The 14,608-nt window shown below is 70.4% G+C and carries 11 protein-coding genes; 2 read left to right on the top strand and 9 right to left on the bottom strand.

Annotation, left to right across the window (positions count from 1 at the left end):
- Positions 1–963, bottom strand: coding sequence for a UDP-glucose 4-epimerase GalE (gene galE / locus ACFT32_RS30500; RefSeq protein ID WP_382495683.1), 963 nt, complete (start codon positions 961–963; stop codon positions 1–3).
- On the bottom strand, positions 960–2,021 hold the full coding sequence (gene galT / locus ACFT32_RS30495) for a galactose-1-phosphate uridylyltransferase (RefSeq protein WP_382495681.1): 1,062 nt from the start codon (positions 2,019–2,021) through the stop codon (positions 960–962). Before galT ends, galE begins: the two co-directional genes overlap by 4 nt.
- Positions 2,022–2,185: 164 nt before the next feature.
- Between galT and ACFT32_RS30490 the strand changes: the two genes are divergently transcribed.
- Together ACFT32_RS30490 and ACFT32_RS30485 are read left to right on the top strand one after the other, a co-directional pair.
- A complete protein-coding gene (locus ACFT32_RS30490) occupies positions 2,186–3,865 on the top strand; it encodes a sodium:solute symporter family protein (protein WP_382495679.1) in 1,680 nt (559 codons plus the stop codon).
- 33 nt (positions 3,866–3,898) lie between these two features.
- Complete coding sequence (locus ACFT32_RS30485; protein ID WP_382495677.1) at positions 3,899–4,216, top strand: hypothetical protein; 318 nt, start codon at positions 3,899–3,901, stop codon at positions 4,214–4,216.
- 596 nt (positions 4,217–4,812) lie between these two features.
- Here the strand turns inward: ACFT32_RS30485 and ACFT32_RS30480 are convergent.
- From ACFT32_RS30480 to rsmA, 7 genes are all read right to left on the bottom strand, one after another.
- Positions 4,813–5,493, bottom strand: coding sequence for a LuxR C-terminal-related transcriptional regulator (locus tag ACFT32_RS30480; RefSeq protein WP_184598126.1), 681 nt, complete (start codon positions 5,491–5,493; stop codon positions 4,813–4,815).
- A 238-nt stretch (positions 5,494–5,731) separates the two neighbouring features.
- Positions 5,732–7,531 carry a PQQ-binding-like beta-propeller repeat protein gene (locus ACFT32_RS30475; protein ID WP_382495675.1) on the bottom strand — a complete coding sequence of 600 codons (1,800 nt, stop codon included), beginning with the start codon at positions 7,529–7,531 and terminating at the stop codon, positions 5,732–5,734.
- A gap of 64 nt (positions 7,532–7,595) precedes the next feature.
- Positions 7,596–9,416, bottom strand: coding sequence for a PQQ-binding-like beta-propeller repeat protein (locus tag ACFT32_RS30470; protein WP_382495673.1), 1,821 nt, complete (start codon positions 9,414–9,416; stop codon positions 7,596–7,598).
- A 192-nt stretch (positions 9,417–9,608) separates the two neighbouring features.
- A complete protein-coding gene (locus ACFT32_RS30465) occupies positions 9,609–11,417 on the bottom strand; it encodes an ABC-F family ATP-binding cassette domain-containing protein (protein ID WP_382495671.1) in 1,809 nt (602 codons plus the stop codon).
- 71 nt (positions 11,418–11,488) lie between these two features.
- Complete coding sequence (locus ACFT32_RS30460; protein ID WP_382495669.1) at positions 11,489–12,736, bottom strand: HEAT repeat domain-containing protein; 1,248 nt, start codon at positions 12,734–12,736, stop codon at positions 11,489–11,491.
- 77 nt (positions 12,737–12,813) lie between these two features.
- On the bottom strand, positions 12,814–13,713 hold the full coding sequence (locus ACFT32_RS30455; protein WP_382495667.1) for a 4-(cytidine 5'-diphospho)-2-C-methyl-D-erythritol kinase: 900 nt from the start codon (positions 13,711–13,713) through the stop codon (positions 12,814–12,816).
- Entirely contained in the window at positions 13,710–14,597 is an 888-nt protein-coding gene (gene rsmA / locus ACFT32_RS30450) for a 16S rRNA (adenine(1518)-N(6)/adenine(1519)-N(6))-dimethyltransferase RsmA (protein ID WP_382495665.1), read from the bottom strand. Before rsmA ends, ACFT32_RS30455 begins: the two co-directional genes overlap by 4 nt.
- Between the last annotated feature and the right edge of the window lie 11 nt (positions 14,598–14,608).

Genomic DNA, 14,608 nt, shown 5'->3' with positions numbered 1-14,608 from the left:
TCAGTTGCCGCGTCGCTGCGCGAAATCCCACGCGTCCGCGACGATTCCCGCGAGATCCGCGCGGGACGGGTTCCAGCCCAGCTTCTCGCGGGCCGTGGCGGCCGAGGCCACCAGGACCGCCGGGTCGCCGCCCCGGCGGGGGGCGACCACTTCCGGGATCGGGTGGCCGGTCACGCTGCGGACCGTCTCGATGACCTCGCGGACCGAGAAGCCGTTGCCGTTGCCGAGGTTGCAGATGAGGTGCTCGCCGGGGGTGGCGGCCCGCAACGCCAGCAGGTGGGCCTCCGCGAGGTCCGCCACATGGATGTAGTCGCGCACGCAGGTGCCGTCCGGCGTCGGGTAGTCGTCGCCGAAGACGGAGATCGCCTCGCGCCTGCCCTGCGCGACCTGGAGGACCAGCGGGATCAGGTGGGACTCGGGGTCGTGGCGCTCGCCGTGCTCGCCGTAGGCGCCCGCCACGTTGAAGTAGCGCAGCGAGACCGCGCCCAGGCCGTGCGCCGCCGCCTCGCCGGTGATCATGTGGTCGACCGCGAGCTTCGTGGCGCCGTACGGGTTGGTCGGGGACGTGGGCGCCGACTCGACGATCGGGACCTGCTCCGGCTCGCCGTACGTCGCGGCCGTGGAGGAGAAGACGAGCCTGGCCACGCCCGCCTCGCGCATCGCGGCCAGCAGGGCCATGGTGCCGGCGACGTTGTTGTCCCAGTACTTCTCCGGCTTCGCGACGGACTCGCCGACCTGCGAGAACGCGGCGAAGTGCAGAACGCCGTCGTACGAGGAGTCCAGCCATTTGGCGGCATCACGGATGTCGCCCTCGATGAAGGTGACGCCCGCCGGGACGCCCTCACGGAAGCCCGTGGAGAGGTTGTCCAGGACGACGACCTCGTGGCCCGCCTCCAGCAGGTGCTGGGCGACGACGCTGCCGACGTAGCCCGCACCGCCTGTCACCAGGTACTTCCCGCTCATGAACTCGCTACCTCTCGCAGTCGCTCGGCCGCGCGCTCCGGCGGCACGTCGTTGATGAACACGTTCATGCCGGACTCGGAACCCGCGAGGAACTTCAGCTTGCCGGAAGTGCGGCGGATGGTGAAAAGCTCGAGGTGAAGCGCGAAGTCCTCACGCACGACCCCGTCGAACTCCTCCAGCGCGCCGAAAGGTGCCTGGTGCCAGGCCGCGATGTACGGCGTCGGAGGCTCGCCCTCACCGAAGATCCGGTCGAAGCGCCTCAAGAGTTCCAGATAAATCTTGGGGAACTCTGTGCGGGCGGCCTCGTCCAGACCGAGCAGGTCAGGCACACGGCGCTTGGGGTACAGGTGGACCTCGTACGGCCAGTGCGCCGCGTATGGCACGAATGCCACCCAGTGTTCACCCTCCAGGATGACTCGCTCGTCGGCGAGTTCACGCTCCAGGACGGCGTCGAAGAGGTTCTCCCCGCCCGTCATCTCCTTGTGGGCCGCGACGGAGCGGAGCATCAGGGCGGTGCGCGGGGTGGTGAAGGGGTAGGCGTAGATCTGCCCGTGCGGGTGCTGGAGGGTCACGCCGATCTCGGCTCCGCGGTTCTCGAAGCAGAAGACCTGTTCGACGGAGGGGAGATGGGACAGCTCCGACGTGCGGTCCGTCCACGCCTCCAGCACCAGGCCCGCCTGCTCCTCGGTGAGGCCGGCGAAGGAGACGTCGTGGTCGGAGGTGAAGCAGACGACCTCGCAGCGGCCCGAGTCGCCGGCCAGCGAGGGGAAGCGGTTCTCGAACACGACGACGTCGTACGAGGAGTCCGGGATCTCGCTCAGCCGGTCGCCCTCGGAGGGGCACAGGGGGCATTCGTCGGCCGGCGGGTGGTAGGTACGGCCCTGGCGGTGCGAGGCGATGGCGACGGAGTCGCCGAGCAGGGGGTCGCGGCGGATCTCGGACGTCGTGACGGTGCGGTCCAGCGGGCGGCGGTCGGCCGCGTCGCGCACGCTGTCGTCGCGCAGGTCGTAGTAGATGAGCTCGCGACCGTCGGCCAGCCGGGTCGAGGTCTTCTTCACGCCGGACTCCTCATCCTTCAAACATAACCAAACATATCAAAACACGAGTCCCCCCAAGCGTCAACATCACAATCCAACAAAGAGCATCATCAGAAGTGTTCAACAACTGAACACGGAGGCGTAGATTCCGCGGCGTATCGGTTCGCGCAACGAAGCGAGGGCTCATGCAGACCCCCACATATCTGGCAGCCGAGCTGCGACTCCCCACGAACTGGCTCGACTACACGCTCCTCGGCATCTACTTCGTCGTCGTCCTCGGCATCGGCTTCGCAGCCCGCCGTTCGGTGAAGACGAGTCTCGACTTCTTCCTCTCCGGCCGTTCCCTGCCCGCCTGGGTCACCGGTCTGGCCTTCATCGCCGCCAACCTGGGCGCCACCGAGATCCTGGGCATGGCCGCCAACAGCGCGCAGTACGGCGTCTACACCACGCACTGGTACTGGATCGGGGCCATCCCGGCGATGGTCTTCCTGGGCCTGGTGATGATGCCCTTCTACTACGGCTCCAAGGTCCGCTCGGTCCCCGAGTTCCTGCTCCTCCGCTTCGACCGTCCGGCGCACCTGCTCAGCTCGATCCTGTTCGCCTTCGCCGCGATCCTCATCGCCGGCGTCAACCTCTACGCCCTGGCCATCGTCGTCGAGGCGCTGCTGGGCTGGCCGGAGTGGGTGGCGATCGTCGTGGCAGGCTTCTTCGTCCTCGCCTACATCACCCTCGGCGGCCTGTCCTCGGCGATCTACAACGAGGTCCTGCAGTTCTTCGTCATCCTCGCCGCGCTCATCCCGATCGCGGTCCTCGGCCTGAAGAAGGTGGGCGGCTGGGACGGCCTGTCCGACTCCCTCACCGAGTCCCGCGGCGCCGACTTCATGACGTCCTGGGGCGGTACGGGCATCGGCAGCGACAACCCGCTGGGGGCGAACTGGCTGACGATCGTCCTGGGCCTCGGCTTCGTCCTCTCCTTCGGCTACTGGACGACGAACTTCGCCGAGGTGCAGCGCGCCCTGTCCGCCAAGAACCTCTCGGCGGCCCAGCGCACACCGCTCATCGCCGCGTTCCCGAAGATCTTCATCGTGTTCCTGGTGATGATCCCGGGTCTGGTCGCCGCCGTCCTGGTCCCCAAGATCGGCACCTCCGGCTCGGACCTCCAGTACAACGACGCGATCCCGTACCTCATGGCACAGCTGCTGCCGAACGGGGTGCTGGGCATCGCCGTCACCGGCCTCCTCGCGGCGTTCATGGCGGGCATGGCGGCGAACGTGTCGTCGTTCAACACGGTGTTCACCACGGACATCTGGGCGAAGTACGTCGTCCGGGGCCGCGAGGACGAGTACTACGTACGCTTCGGCCGGCTCATCACCGCGATCGGCGTCCTGGCCTCCATCGGCACGGCGTTCCTGGCGAGGTCCTTCTCGAACATCATGGCCTACCTGCAGACCCTCTTCTCCTTCTTCAACGTGCCGATGTTCGTCGTCTTCATCATCGGCATGTTCTGGAAGCGGGCCTCGATGAAGTCGGGCTTCTGGGGGCTGCTCGTGGGCACCACCGCCGCGATGGTCAACTACTTCGTCCTCTACAAGCAGGACATCGTCGACATCCCCACCGACCAGGGCGCCAACTTCGTCTCCGCGATCGCCGGGTTCGTCGCGGGCGCGGTCGTCATGGTCGCGGTGTCGCTCTTCACCGCGCCGAAGCCTGCCGAGGAACTCCAGGGGCTGGTCTACGGCACGACCTCGCCGGGCATGGCAGAGCCGCCGGCGCCGGGGGACGAGGCCTGGTATCGCAAGCCGGCGCTGCTCGGGTGGGGCGCGGTCGTGCTGGCCGCGGCGTGCTACATCCCGTTCTCGTTCTGACCGTTCCCGTTCTGACCGAGGGAGGATTGACGTATGTCCGAGTTCTACTCCGACAAGGACGTGCAGCGGGAAGTCACCGAGCTGCAGAGCAAGTCGGCGACGGCTGCGCGGTTGTTCGACATCCGGCGCATCATCGGCGGGCTGTTCGTGGTGTACGGCGTCATCGTGACGATCACGGGGTTCACGGCGTCCGACGCCGACATCGACAAGGCGGAGGGCGTCAACATCAACCTGTGGACCGGGCTCGGCATGTTGCTGCTCGGTGTGTTCTTCCTGGCCTGGCTGAAGCTGAGGCCTGCGGCTCCGCCGCCTCCGGGGGGTGAGCCGGAGGAGGACGAGCGGGTGGAGTAGCCTCCGGTGCACGGCGTCGGTACCGGGGCCGGGTGGGTCCCGCAGCCCGGCGAACGAGGTGCCTCCCCCAGCGCACGCATGCCCGCTGCCGGGGCGGAGGGCTGAAGCCCGGTCCTGGGACGCTGTAGGGCACCCGGCGCCGGTGCTGGACCGGCCGGGCCCGCAACCCGGCGGAACGGGGTGCCTCCCCCACTCTCGGCTTCGCTCGAGCGGGGGGACCCCCACCGCCCACCCGTGCCGCCCTTAGCGGCACGCATGCCCGCAGCTAAGCGGGACCGGCGGCCCGCAGCTAGGCAGGGCTGACGGCCCGTAGCCAGCACCCCGCGGCCGCTGAGCGCGGCGCGTGAGCGCAGGTGGTCCTCACGGCGCTGAGCCCGGACGCGCCCGCACCCGCCGGCTCACGCAAGGGGCCGTGTCGGGGGGTGTCCGCCCGCAGCGGTTGTCGCGTCAACGCACAGTCAGTCGGCGTGGCACCCCATCGCGACGTTCCGAGGACGGACACCCCCCGGCGCGGCCCCGACCCACCCCCGGCGAGATGGCGCTACGCGCACCCCCACCACACTCGCACAGGCCGCCGCAGGCACCCCGCCCGCCGCTCACGGCTCCCGCGACACCGGCCCCGCCCGGTCCAGCAACCCCGTCCGTGCCGCCAGTGCCGCCGCCTCCAGGCGGGAGCCCACGCCCAGTTTCATCAGGACCCGCTGGACGTGCGTGCGGGCGGTCGACGGTGCGATGCCCATGCCCGCCGCGATCAGGCGGGTGTCCTCGCCGTCCGCGACACGGACCAGGACCTCCACCTCGCGCGGCGTGAGCATCTGGAGCAACCGCTGGCCCTCGTCGTCCGGTTGGGCCGCAGGGTTCAGCAACTCGCTGAACGCGCCCTGGAGCAGCTGCGGCGCCACCGCCGCCTCGCCCGCCCGGGCCTTCATGATCGCCCGCTCGACACCCTCTATCCGCTCGTCATGCCGGACGTAGCCGGCAGCCCCCGCCGCGAATGCCGCCGCGATACCGCGAGGGCTCGGCACCGGGCCCAGCACCAGCACCGCCACCTGCGGCCGCTCCCGCTTGATCCGCACCACCGGATCGAAGATCCCCGGCTCCGCCGGCGTGGCCGTGCCCAGCAGGCACACCTCCGGCGCCCGTGTGATCACCAGCTCCGCCGCCCCCGCGGCCGGCGCCGCCGCGGCCAGCACCCGGTGCCCCCGCAGCTTCAGCGCAGACGCCAGCGCCTCGGCCAGCAATCGGTGGTCGTCGACCACCATGAGCCGCACTCCCATCGAGCAACCCCCCAGTCACCCCGGTCCCTCCAATGGAAGCCCCCCGGCTCCCCCGCCTTCATGCCCCCGGAAGCTACACGCTTGTTCGACGTTGCGCTCCCCTACCCGCGAGAATCGCCCCGGATCGCCGAAATTCCTCTCATTCGAGGTTGACTGAGCCAAACGCGAACGGTCCCGCCCCTGAACAGGGACGGGACCGAAGGCAACCTCACTCGATCACCAGATGATCATCAGACGATCAGCCTGTACCGAACCCGACCGCCAGATACTCCTTGTCACCCGTCGAGGACCGCTTGCTCGCGTACACCTTGGACATGTACAGATGCCCCTCGGAGTACAGGAACTCCGAGTAGTCCGGCGACATGCTGGTCTCCACGTCGCGCACCTGCTCGGACGCCGGGTTCTCCAGCAGCTTCGTCTGCTTGAAGCCGCCCCCGTCGATGCTCACGATCTGCCCGCCCTTGTCGTACGGCGGCCGCTTGTACGCGATCAGGTTGCCACCGTCCATGCGCAGCGGCGAGATCGTGTAGCCGTCACCCGCGTCGGCCCGCTGCCCGGTCTGCTTGCCGGTGGCGAGGTCGAAGGCGACGATCTCGTTGGTCTGGCTGTACTCGCCCTTGCCGTCGTGCTCCTCGGTCGGGATGTACAGCCGGTCGTTGCCGACGGCCAGCTGGTTGCAGTACTCGATGCGGGTGATGCCCTCGCAGCGCGCCGCGAACTGCTCGCCCGGCGCCGAGATGCGCGTCCGCAGCTTGCCGGTCTTGTTGTCGATGGAGAAGAAGTCCGAGATGCCGCTGCCGTCGCCCGCGGAGTCGCCGACGTCGGCGGCCACCACGAGCGGGTTGGTCGACACGACGCTGGCGTACTCGATGCCCTCGGCCATCTTGTACTCCGAGATCACCTTCCCCGACTTCGGGTCGATGGTCTGGATGTGCAGCTGCCGCTGCTCGTACGAGCCGCACTTGCGCACCGCGACCAGCTTCTCGCCGCCGCCGTACCCGGCGTCGTAGCAGGAGTCGCTCGGCTTCGGGCTCCACAGCGGCTTGCCGGAGATGTCGAACGCGGCGCCGCCGCTGCTGCTGCCGACGGCGACGGTCTTGCCGCTGACCGTGACGTTGTCGAAACTGATCAGCTGGTCACCGGTCTTGGCCGTCTTCGTCCACAGCTTCTTGCCCGCGTCGAGATCGATCAAGGCGACCTGGCTGCACCCGTGCGAGGGGTCGGCCTTGGTCGGCATCGCGGGCTGGTAGAGGATCGCCGTCAGGTTGTCCTCGGTGACATGGCGGCTGGCCTGGCAGACGGGGCCGTCCAGCGGGATCGTCCACTGCTTGGTGCCCTTGTCGCGGTCGTAGCCGACGATCTGGGCGATGCCGCTCTTGGCGTACGTCGTGTCGGTGAGCCACGAGCCGGAGACGACGACCGTGCTGTCGTTCTTCACCTCGGGCATCGGGACCTGGAAGAGGACCTTGGCGCCGGGGTCGGAGGGTGCCTTCTCCTTGCCGCCGGAGGTGGTGCCGCCGTTGCCGTCGTCCGTGCCGCCGGTGCTGCCGCCGGAGCTGGCGGTGTCGTCCTTCTTGCCGTCGTCCTTGGACGAGGAGTACCAGACGCCGCCGCCGATGATCAGGGCGATCGCCACGACCGCGGCGACGATGATCGCCAGCTGCGCGTTGAACTTCTTGCCGCCGCCGGGCTGTCCCGGCTGCCCCGGGTGCCCGGGCTGCGGCTGGAGCGGCATGGTCCCCTGCGGATAGCCGTAACCGGGCTGACCGTATCCCGGCTGCACCGGCGGTCCCGGCTGCCCGTACAGCGGCTGCGGCGCCTGCGGCGGCTGACCGGGGTAGCCGTAACCGGGAGGCGGTCCCTGCGGAGCCTGCGGAGCTTGCGGAGCCTGCGGAGCTTGCGGAGCCTGCGGCGGCTGGGGCGGCGTCTGGGGAGCCTGCGGATAGCCGTACCCCGGCTGCGGAGGCTGGCCCTGGGACGGCCCGAAGCCTCCACCGGACGGTGGCTGCTGGGGCGGCGGGGGCGGCGGCTGGGTCATGACGTGAGCACCTCGGGGATGGGGAGGGAAGACGACAGAGAGGGGAGAGAGGAGGGGAGAAGCGTCACTTGCCGTAGGCCAGCATCAACTTCTCCTTCGTGTCGTCGTTTCCGCTCAGCCGGGTGGTCGAGATGTAGAAGCGCCCGCCGGCCCAGTCGATGTCCTTGGAGAAGAAACCGTCCTCGATGTCCGCCGCGCCCTGCGGGTTCTGCAGCAGCTTGACCGGCTTGTGGCCGCTGCCGCCGGTCGGGATGGACACGACCTGGCCGCCCGCGTCGTACGACGGCTGCACATAGGCGATGAGCTTTCCGCCCTCGACCCTCATCGGCAGCATCGATTCGTCGACCGGGGACTTGACGCGCCACTTCTCCTTGCCGTCGGCGAGGTTGACCGCGACGATCTCGTTGGCGCCGGTGGTCGCCTCGGTGGGCAGGTAGAGCGTGGTGTCGTCGACGGCGACGCCCTGGCAGCCCTGGAGGTCACGCTCGAGGATGGCCCAGCCGCACTCGGGGGCGAAGTCCTCGTCGAAGCCGACCTGCGAGCGGAACTTGCCGCCGGACGTGAAGGTCGAGATGTTCCAGGACTTCTTTTCCTCGTTGGTGCTGTAGATGACCAGCGGGCTCACGGAGTAGGCGCGCGCGACCCGCCAGCCCTTGTCGAACTTCTGGGTCCACTGGACCTTGCCGGTGCGCGGGTCGAGCTGCTGCACCTCGTCGTGCTCGTTGTTGCCGCCGGCGCCACAGGAGGAGACGGCGATCAGCTTCTCGCCGCCAGCGAACGCGGCGGGGAAGCAGGAGTCGCCGTAGCGCTTCTTGTCGAAGAGCTTGTCGCCGTTGGTGACGTCGTACGCCGTGCCGGACTGGGAGCGGCCCACCATCAGCGTGGTGCCGGTGACGGACAGTTCGACGGAGAGCGTGGAGTCGAACAGGGCGCCGTCGGCGACCTCTTCCTTCCAGCCCTTCTCGCCGGTGTTGAGGTCGATCTCCTGGAGCTGGTTGCACTTGGCGCGGTCGCTGCTGCCGCTCATGTAGGCGACGACGATCTTGTCGTCGGCCGTCTTCTCCGGAGTGGTCGCGCAGATCTTCTGGGGGAAGGTGATCGTGTCCCAGGCCGGCTGGCCGTCGCCGACGTTGTAGGCGAAGAGCTGCTTGTACGCCGCCTTCACCGCGGACTTGTCGGTGATCCACATGCCGGGGGCGTCGGCGCCGGAGCCGGGCGCGTCGGGCGCCTCCTTGTACCAGAGGACCTTGGCCTCGCCGGCCTGGCGGCCCTCGTTGAGGTTCTCCGGGTCCTCGCCGCCCTCGCCGCGGCCGTCACCCGGGTTGACCGGGTCGGAGGCGCCGCCCTTGGAGCCGTCGCTCTGCTGGGCGACCGGCTTCTTCTTGCCCTTGCCGCCGTCCCCGCCGGTGACCGCCCACACCGTGCCGCCGACCACGAGCAGCGCGGCGACCGCGGCACCGATGATCAGGGCCGGCTTGCCCTTGAAGGGGTTGCCCGAACCGCCCCCGGGCGGGGTGCCGGGCGCACCGGGGTACTGCGGCTGGGGCGGGTAGCCGTAGCCGGGCTGGCCGTACGGCCCCGGCTGCTGCGGCTGGCCGTAGGGGCCGGAGTTGTACGGACCCGGCTGCTGCGGCTGACCGTAAGGCCCCGGCTGCTGCGGCTGGCCGTAAGGGCCCGGCTGCTGCGGAGGCTGCTGCTGCGGATAGCCGTACCCCGGCTGCGGAGGCGGCGGCGTCTGCGGCGGGCCCTGCGGGGGCGGCGGTGTCTGGGGCGGGCCCTGGGGCGGTGGCGGGGTCTGCGGTGCCCCGTAGCCACCCCCCTGCGGCGGCTGGTTCTGCGGTGCTCCGAAGCCACCGTGCGGTGGCTGACTGGGCGGCTGAGTCATCAGCGGCTCCCCCGTTCGATCACTGATTTTTAGCCACGCCCTGAGGTACGCGATGGGCTCAGAGTCGTTTCATAAAGTTCTAAGACGGCTCTTTCTATCACCCCGTTCCCACAACGGACCGGGCCGTATCGCCCCCTGTTCCCAAGGGAGGACCGGCCCGTGATGCCGTCGTTATGCGCCTTCACGCACCCTTCACGCGTCCTCGGCGAGTTCCAGCCAGCGCAGCTCCAGTTCCTCGCGCTGACCGGCCAACTCGCGCAGTTCGGCGTCCAATTCGGCAACCTTCGCGAAGTCCGTGGCGTTATCGGCGATTTGGGCGTGAAGCTTGGTTTCCTTCTCGGAGACCTTGTCCAGCTGCCGCTCGATCTTCTGGAGTTCCTTCTTGGCGGCGCGCTGGTCGGCGGCGCTCTTCTCCGGAGCGGCGCCCGGCTGCGCGGCGGCGGGTGCCGAGGCGGCCGCGGCCTCCTCCATGCGCTGGCGCCGCTCCAGGTACTCGTCGATGCCGCGCGGCAGCATCCGCAGCGCGCCGTCGCCGAGCAGGGCGAACACCCGGTCGGTGGTGCGCTCGATGAAGAACCGGTCGTGGGAGATGACGATCATCGAGCCGGGCCAGCCGTCGAGCACGTCCTCGAGCTGCGTCAGCGTCTCGATGTCGAGGTCGTTGGTGGGCTCGTCGAGGAAGAGGACGTTGGGCTCGTCCATGAGCAGGCGCAGCAGCTGGAGCCTGCGGCGCTCACCGCCGGACAGGTCGCCGACCGGCGTCCACTGCTTCTCCTTGGTGAAGCCGAACGTCTCGCAGAGCTGCCCGGCGGTCATCTCGCGCCCCTTGCCGAGGTCGACCCGCTCGCGCACCTGCTGCACGGCCTCCAGCACCCGTGTGCTCGGCTCGAGTTCGGCGACCTCCTGGGACAGGTAGGCGAGCTTGACGGTCTTGCCGACCTTGACCTGCCCGCCCACGGGCTGGGTCTCCCCGTCGGTCCGGGACGCCTCGGCCATGGCCCGCAGCAGGGAGGTCTTCCCGGCGCCGTTGACACCGACGAGACCGATCCGGTCGCCGGGCCCGAGCTGCCAGGTGATGTGCTTGAGGAGGACCTTGGGGCCCGCCTGGACGGTGACGTCCTCCAGGTCGAACACGGTCTTGCCCAGCCGGGTGGACGCGAACTTCATCAGCTCGCTGCTGTCGCGGGGCGGCGGTACGTCCTTGATGAGCTCGTTGGCGGCCTCGACCCGGAAGCGCGGCTTGGACGTACGGGCGGGCGCCCCGCGCCGCAGCCAGGCCAGCTCCTTGCGGACGAGGTTCTGCCGCTTGACCTCCTCGGTGGCGGCGATGCGCTCGCGCTCGGCCCGGGCGAAGACGTAGTCGGAGTAGCCGCCCTCGTACTCGTAGACCGCTCCGCGCTGGACGTCCCACATGCGGGTGCAGACCTGGTCGAGGAACCAGCGGTCGTGGGTGACGCAGACGAGGGCGGACCGGCGGACCCGGAGGTGCCGGGCCAGCCAGGAGATGCCCTCGACGTCGAGGTGGTTGGTGGGCTCGTCGAGGACGAGCAGGTCCTGCTCCTCGATGAGCAGCTTGGCGAGCGCGATACGGCGCCGCTCACCGCCGGACAGCGGCCCGATGACGGTGTCCAGTCCCGCCGGGAAGCCCGGCAGGTCGAGCCCGCCGAACAGGCCGGTCAGCACGTCCCTGACCTTGGCGTCGCCCGCCCACTCGTGGTCGGCCATATCGCCGATGACCTCGTGGCGGACGGTCGCCTCGGGGTCGAGGGAGTCGTGCTGCGTGAGCACGCCGCTGCGCAGTCCGCCGGAGTGCGTGACGCGCCCGGTGTCGGCCTGCTCCTGCTTGGCGAGCATCCGGATCAGGGTGGTCTTGCCGTCGCCGTTGCGGCCTACGACGCCGATGCGATCCCCTTCGGAGACGCCGAGGGAGACGCCGTCGAGCAGGGCGCGGGTGCCGTACACCTTGCTGACGTTCTCGACATTGACCAGATTGACGGCCATTACTCTCCTGACAAGGGGGATGGAACGACTTTCCAGGGTAGTCGCGCGCAGGGGTGCTCCCGCCGGGGCGGTCAGCCGCCGTCCGCGGCTTCCCGGCGGCGCTGGTAGCGCCACACGTCCATCAGCCTCTCGTCGAACGGCAGCTCCGGATCGAGGGGGCCGATCCGGTGCTCGGCCTCCACGCAGCGCGGATCGTCGCGGTACGCCAGCCCGGACACGGCGCAGATGCGGATCGGCTGCCGCTCGTCATGGGTGAGGGCGACCAGCGCGTCCCCCACCTCGGGCTCGCTCCCCCGGTGGTGCCCGAGCCAGCGGCAGGCGGCCTCGCGCACGCCGGGGTCCTCGTCGCCGGCCAGGGTGAGCACCGTGATGAGGCTCTCGGGCGTGACCTGGGAGCGGCCGTCCTCGGAGCGCTCCAGGGTGTCCGGCACCAGGGCGCGCACCCTCGGGTCCGGGTGGCTGAGGTGCAGCAGCCCGACGGCCTCGATCTCGGGGGCGCTGTCGTGGGTCATCGCGTTCAGGAGGGCGGCCAGTACCTCCGGGTCCTCCTCCTGTTCGGCCCAGGGCACCAGTTCCCTGCCCCGGTCCCAGAACGGGTCGCTCTGCTTGACGAAGTCGCCGAGGATCAGGAACAGCAGGATCTCCGCGGCGAGCAGGCGGTGCAGCCGGTCGGGGTGGTTGAGGAGGTCCCGGGTCCACTGCCAGGTCTCCTCGTCCAGCCGGCGGCCGAGGGTGAACACCACGTCCGACCAGACGACGTGGCCCCGGTCCGGATGGGCGATGGCCCGGTCCACCAGTTCGTCGAAGGGCGTGCGGATGCCGTAGAGGGCCTCCATGGACGTGAGGACCGCCCGGTGCTCGTCGCGCACGGTCACGGGGCCGAGTGTGAGCTGCTCGCACCACCAGCCGACCTCGTCGTCCACGACCCTGATCCGCTCGACGGGCCCACAGAGGCCGGTGATACGGCGCAGTTCGGCATCGGCGCCCGCCTCCGACCAGCGCCGGGCCCGGGCCAGCAGTTCGGCGCGCGCCGGTGCCGGGAGCGGAATCCGACTGGTGGCGAGCGCGTGGGTCAGGAGGTGTGCCCCGCCGTCCACGGCCCGCGTCAGCGGGGTGCTCCCGTCGGGCAGCGGACGCAGGGGGTCGGCACCGCCCTGGAGCAGCGCCTCGGCGACGGGTGTGTCGTACGCCGCCACGGCCAGGCAGAGGACCGGGAGGCCGTCGGTGCCGTCGAGGGTGTCGGGGTCGGCCCCGGACTCCAGCAGGGCCCGGACCTCGTCCGCGTCTCCACGTCGTACGGCCGCGACGAGATTCTCCACGCGTGTGCCCCCCTTTGTCAGACAACCGGGGGAGCCTAAGCGGCCCCCGGCGGCCGGGGCACGCGATTAAAGCCCGGCTAGAGCCCTGCGACCGTCGCCCCGGGCGTCGGCCCCGACGCCGTCCGCACGGTCCGGCACGTGCCGGAGGACACCAGCGCCTGCGCCACCGCGGCCGCCGACTCCGGGTCGCGGACGAGGAACGCCGTGGTCGGGCCGGAGCCGGAGACCAGGGCGGCGAGGGCGCCCGCGGCGCGGCCGGTGGCCAGGGTGCCGGCGAGGTCCGGGTAGAGGGACAGGGCGGCGGGCTGGAGGTCGTTGGAGACGGCGGCGGCGAGCGCGTCCGGGTCGCCCTTGGCGAGGGCGGCGAGGAGTTCCTGGGAGGCGACGGGTTCGGGGATGTCCGTGCCCTCGCCGAGCCGGTCGAACTCGCGGAACACGGCCGGGGTGGACAGGCCCCGCTCGGCCATGGCGAACACCCAGTGGAAGGCGCCGCCGGCCTCCAGGGGCGTCAGCTGCTCGCCCCGCCCGATGCCGAGGGCCGCGCCGCCGACCAGGCTGAACGGCACGTCACTGCCCAGTTCGGCGCAGATCTCGAGCAGTTCGTCACGGGAGGCGCCCGTCTCCCACAGCGCGTCGCAGGCCACGAGCGCGGCGGCGCCGTCCGCGCTGCCGCCCGCCATGCCGCCGGCGACGGGGATGTCCTTGGCGATGTGGATGTGGACGTCGGGGCTGCGGCCGTACCGCCCGGCGAGCGCCTCGGCCGCCCGCGCGGCCAGGTTCGTACGGTCCAGGGGGACCAGGTCGGCGTCCGGGCCCTCACAGGTGACGCGGAGCTCGTCGGCCGGGGTCACGGTGACCTCGTCGTAGAGGCTGACGGCGAGGAAGACGTTGGCCAGGTCGTGGAAGCCGTCGGGGCGGGCGGCGCCCACCGCCAGCTGGACGTTGACCTTGGCGGGGACGCGGACCGTGACGCTCACACGGGCTCCTTCTCCTGGTGCTGGTTCGCCTTGTGCTCGGCGATACGCGCGAACTCTTCCACGGTCAGTGACTCGCCCCGGGCCTGCGGGGAGACCCCGGCGGCGACGAGGGCCGCCTCTGCGGCCACGGCGGACCCGGCCCAGCCGGCGAGCGCGGCCCGCAGCGTCTTGCGGCGCTGGGCGAACGCCGCGTCGACGACGGCGAACACCTCCTTCTTGGAGGCCGTCGTCCTGATCGGCTCGGTCCTGCGGACGAGGGAGACCAGACCGCTGTCGACGTTGGGCGCGGGCCAGAAGACGTTCCGCCCGATGGCGCCCGCCCGCTTGACCTCGGCGTACCAGTTGGCCTTCACGGAGGGCACGCCGTACACCTTCGAGCCGGGGTCGGCGGCGAGGCGGTCGGCGACCTCCGACTGGACCATGACGAGCGTGCGGTCGATGGTCGGGAAGGTGGCGAGCATGTGCAGCAGCACCGGGACGGCCACGTTGTAGGGCAGGTTGGCGACCAGCGCGGTCGGGGCGGGGCCCGGCAGCTCCGTGACGTGCATCGCGTCGGAGTGGACGAGGTCGAACCGGTCGGCGCGCTCCGGCATACGGGCCGTGATGGTCGCGGGCAGCGCGGCGGCGAGCACGTCGTCGATCTCGACGGCGGTGACGCGGTCGGCGGCCTCCAGCAGTGCGAGGGTGAGGGACCCGAGCCCCGGGCCGACCTCGACGACCACGTCGTCGGGGTGGACCTGTGCGGTGCGGACGATACGGCGGACGGTGTTCGCGTCGATCACGAAGTTCTGGCCGCGTTGCTTGGTGGGGCGTACGCCGAGGGCGGTCGCGAGTTCGCGGACGTCGGCGGCGCCGAGGAGTGCGTCGGGGGCGGGGCTGGTCACGGGGACAAGGG

The sequence above is a fragment of the Streptomyces sp. NPDC057002 genome, assembly GCF_042673825.1.
Lineage (GTDB): Bacteria > Actinomycetota > Actinomycetes > Streptomycetales > Streptomycetaceae > Streptomyces.
The sequence above is the reverse complement of the archived record's forward strand: the minus strand, read 5'-3'. Positions and strand labels throughout refer to the sequence as shown.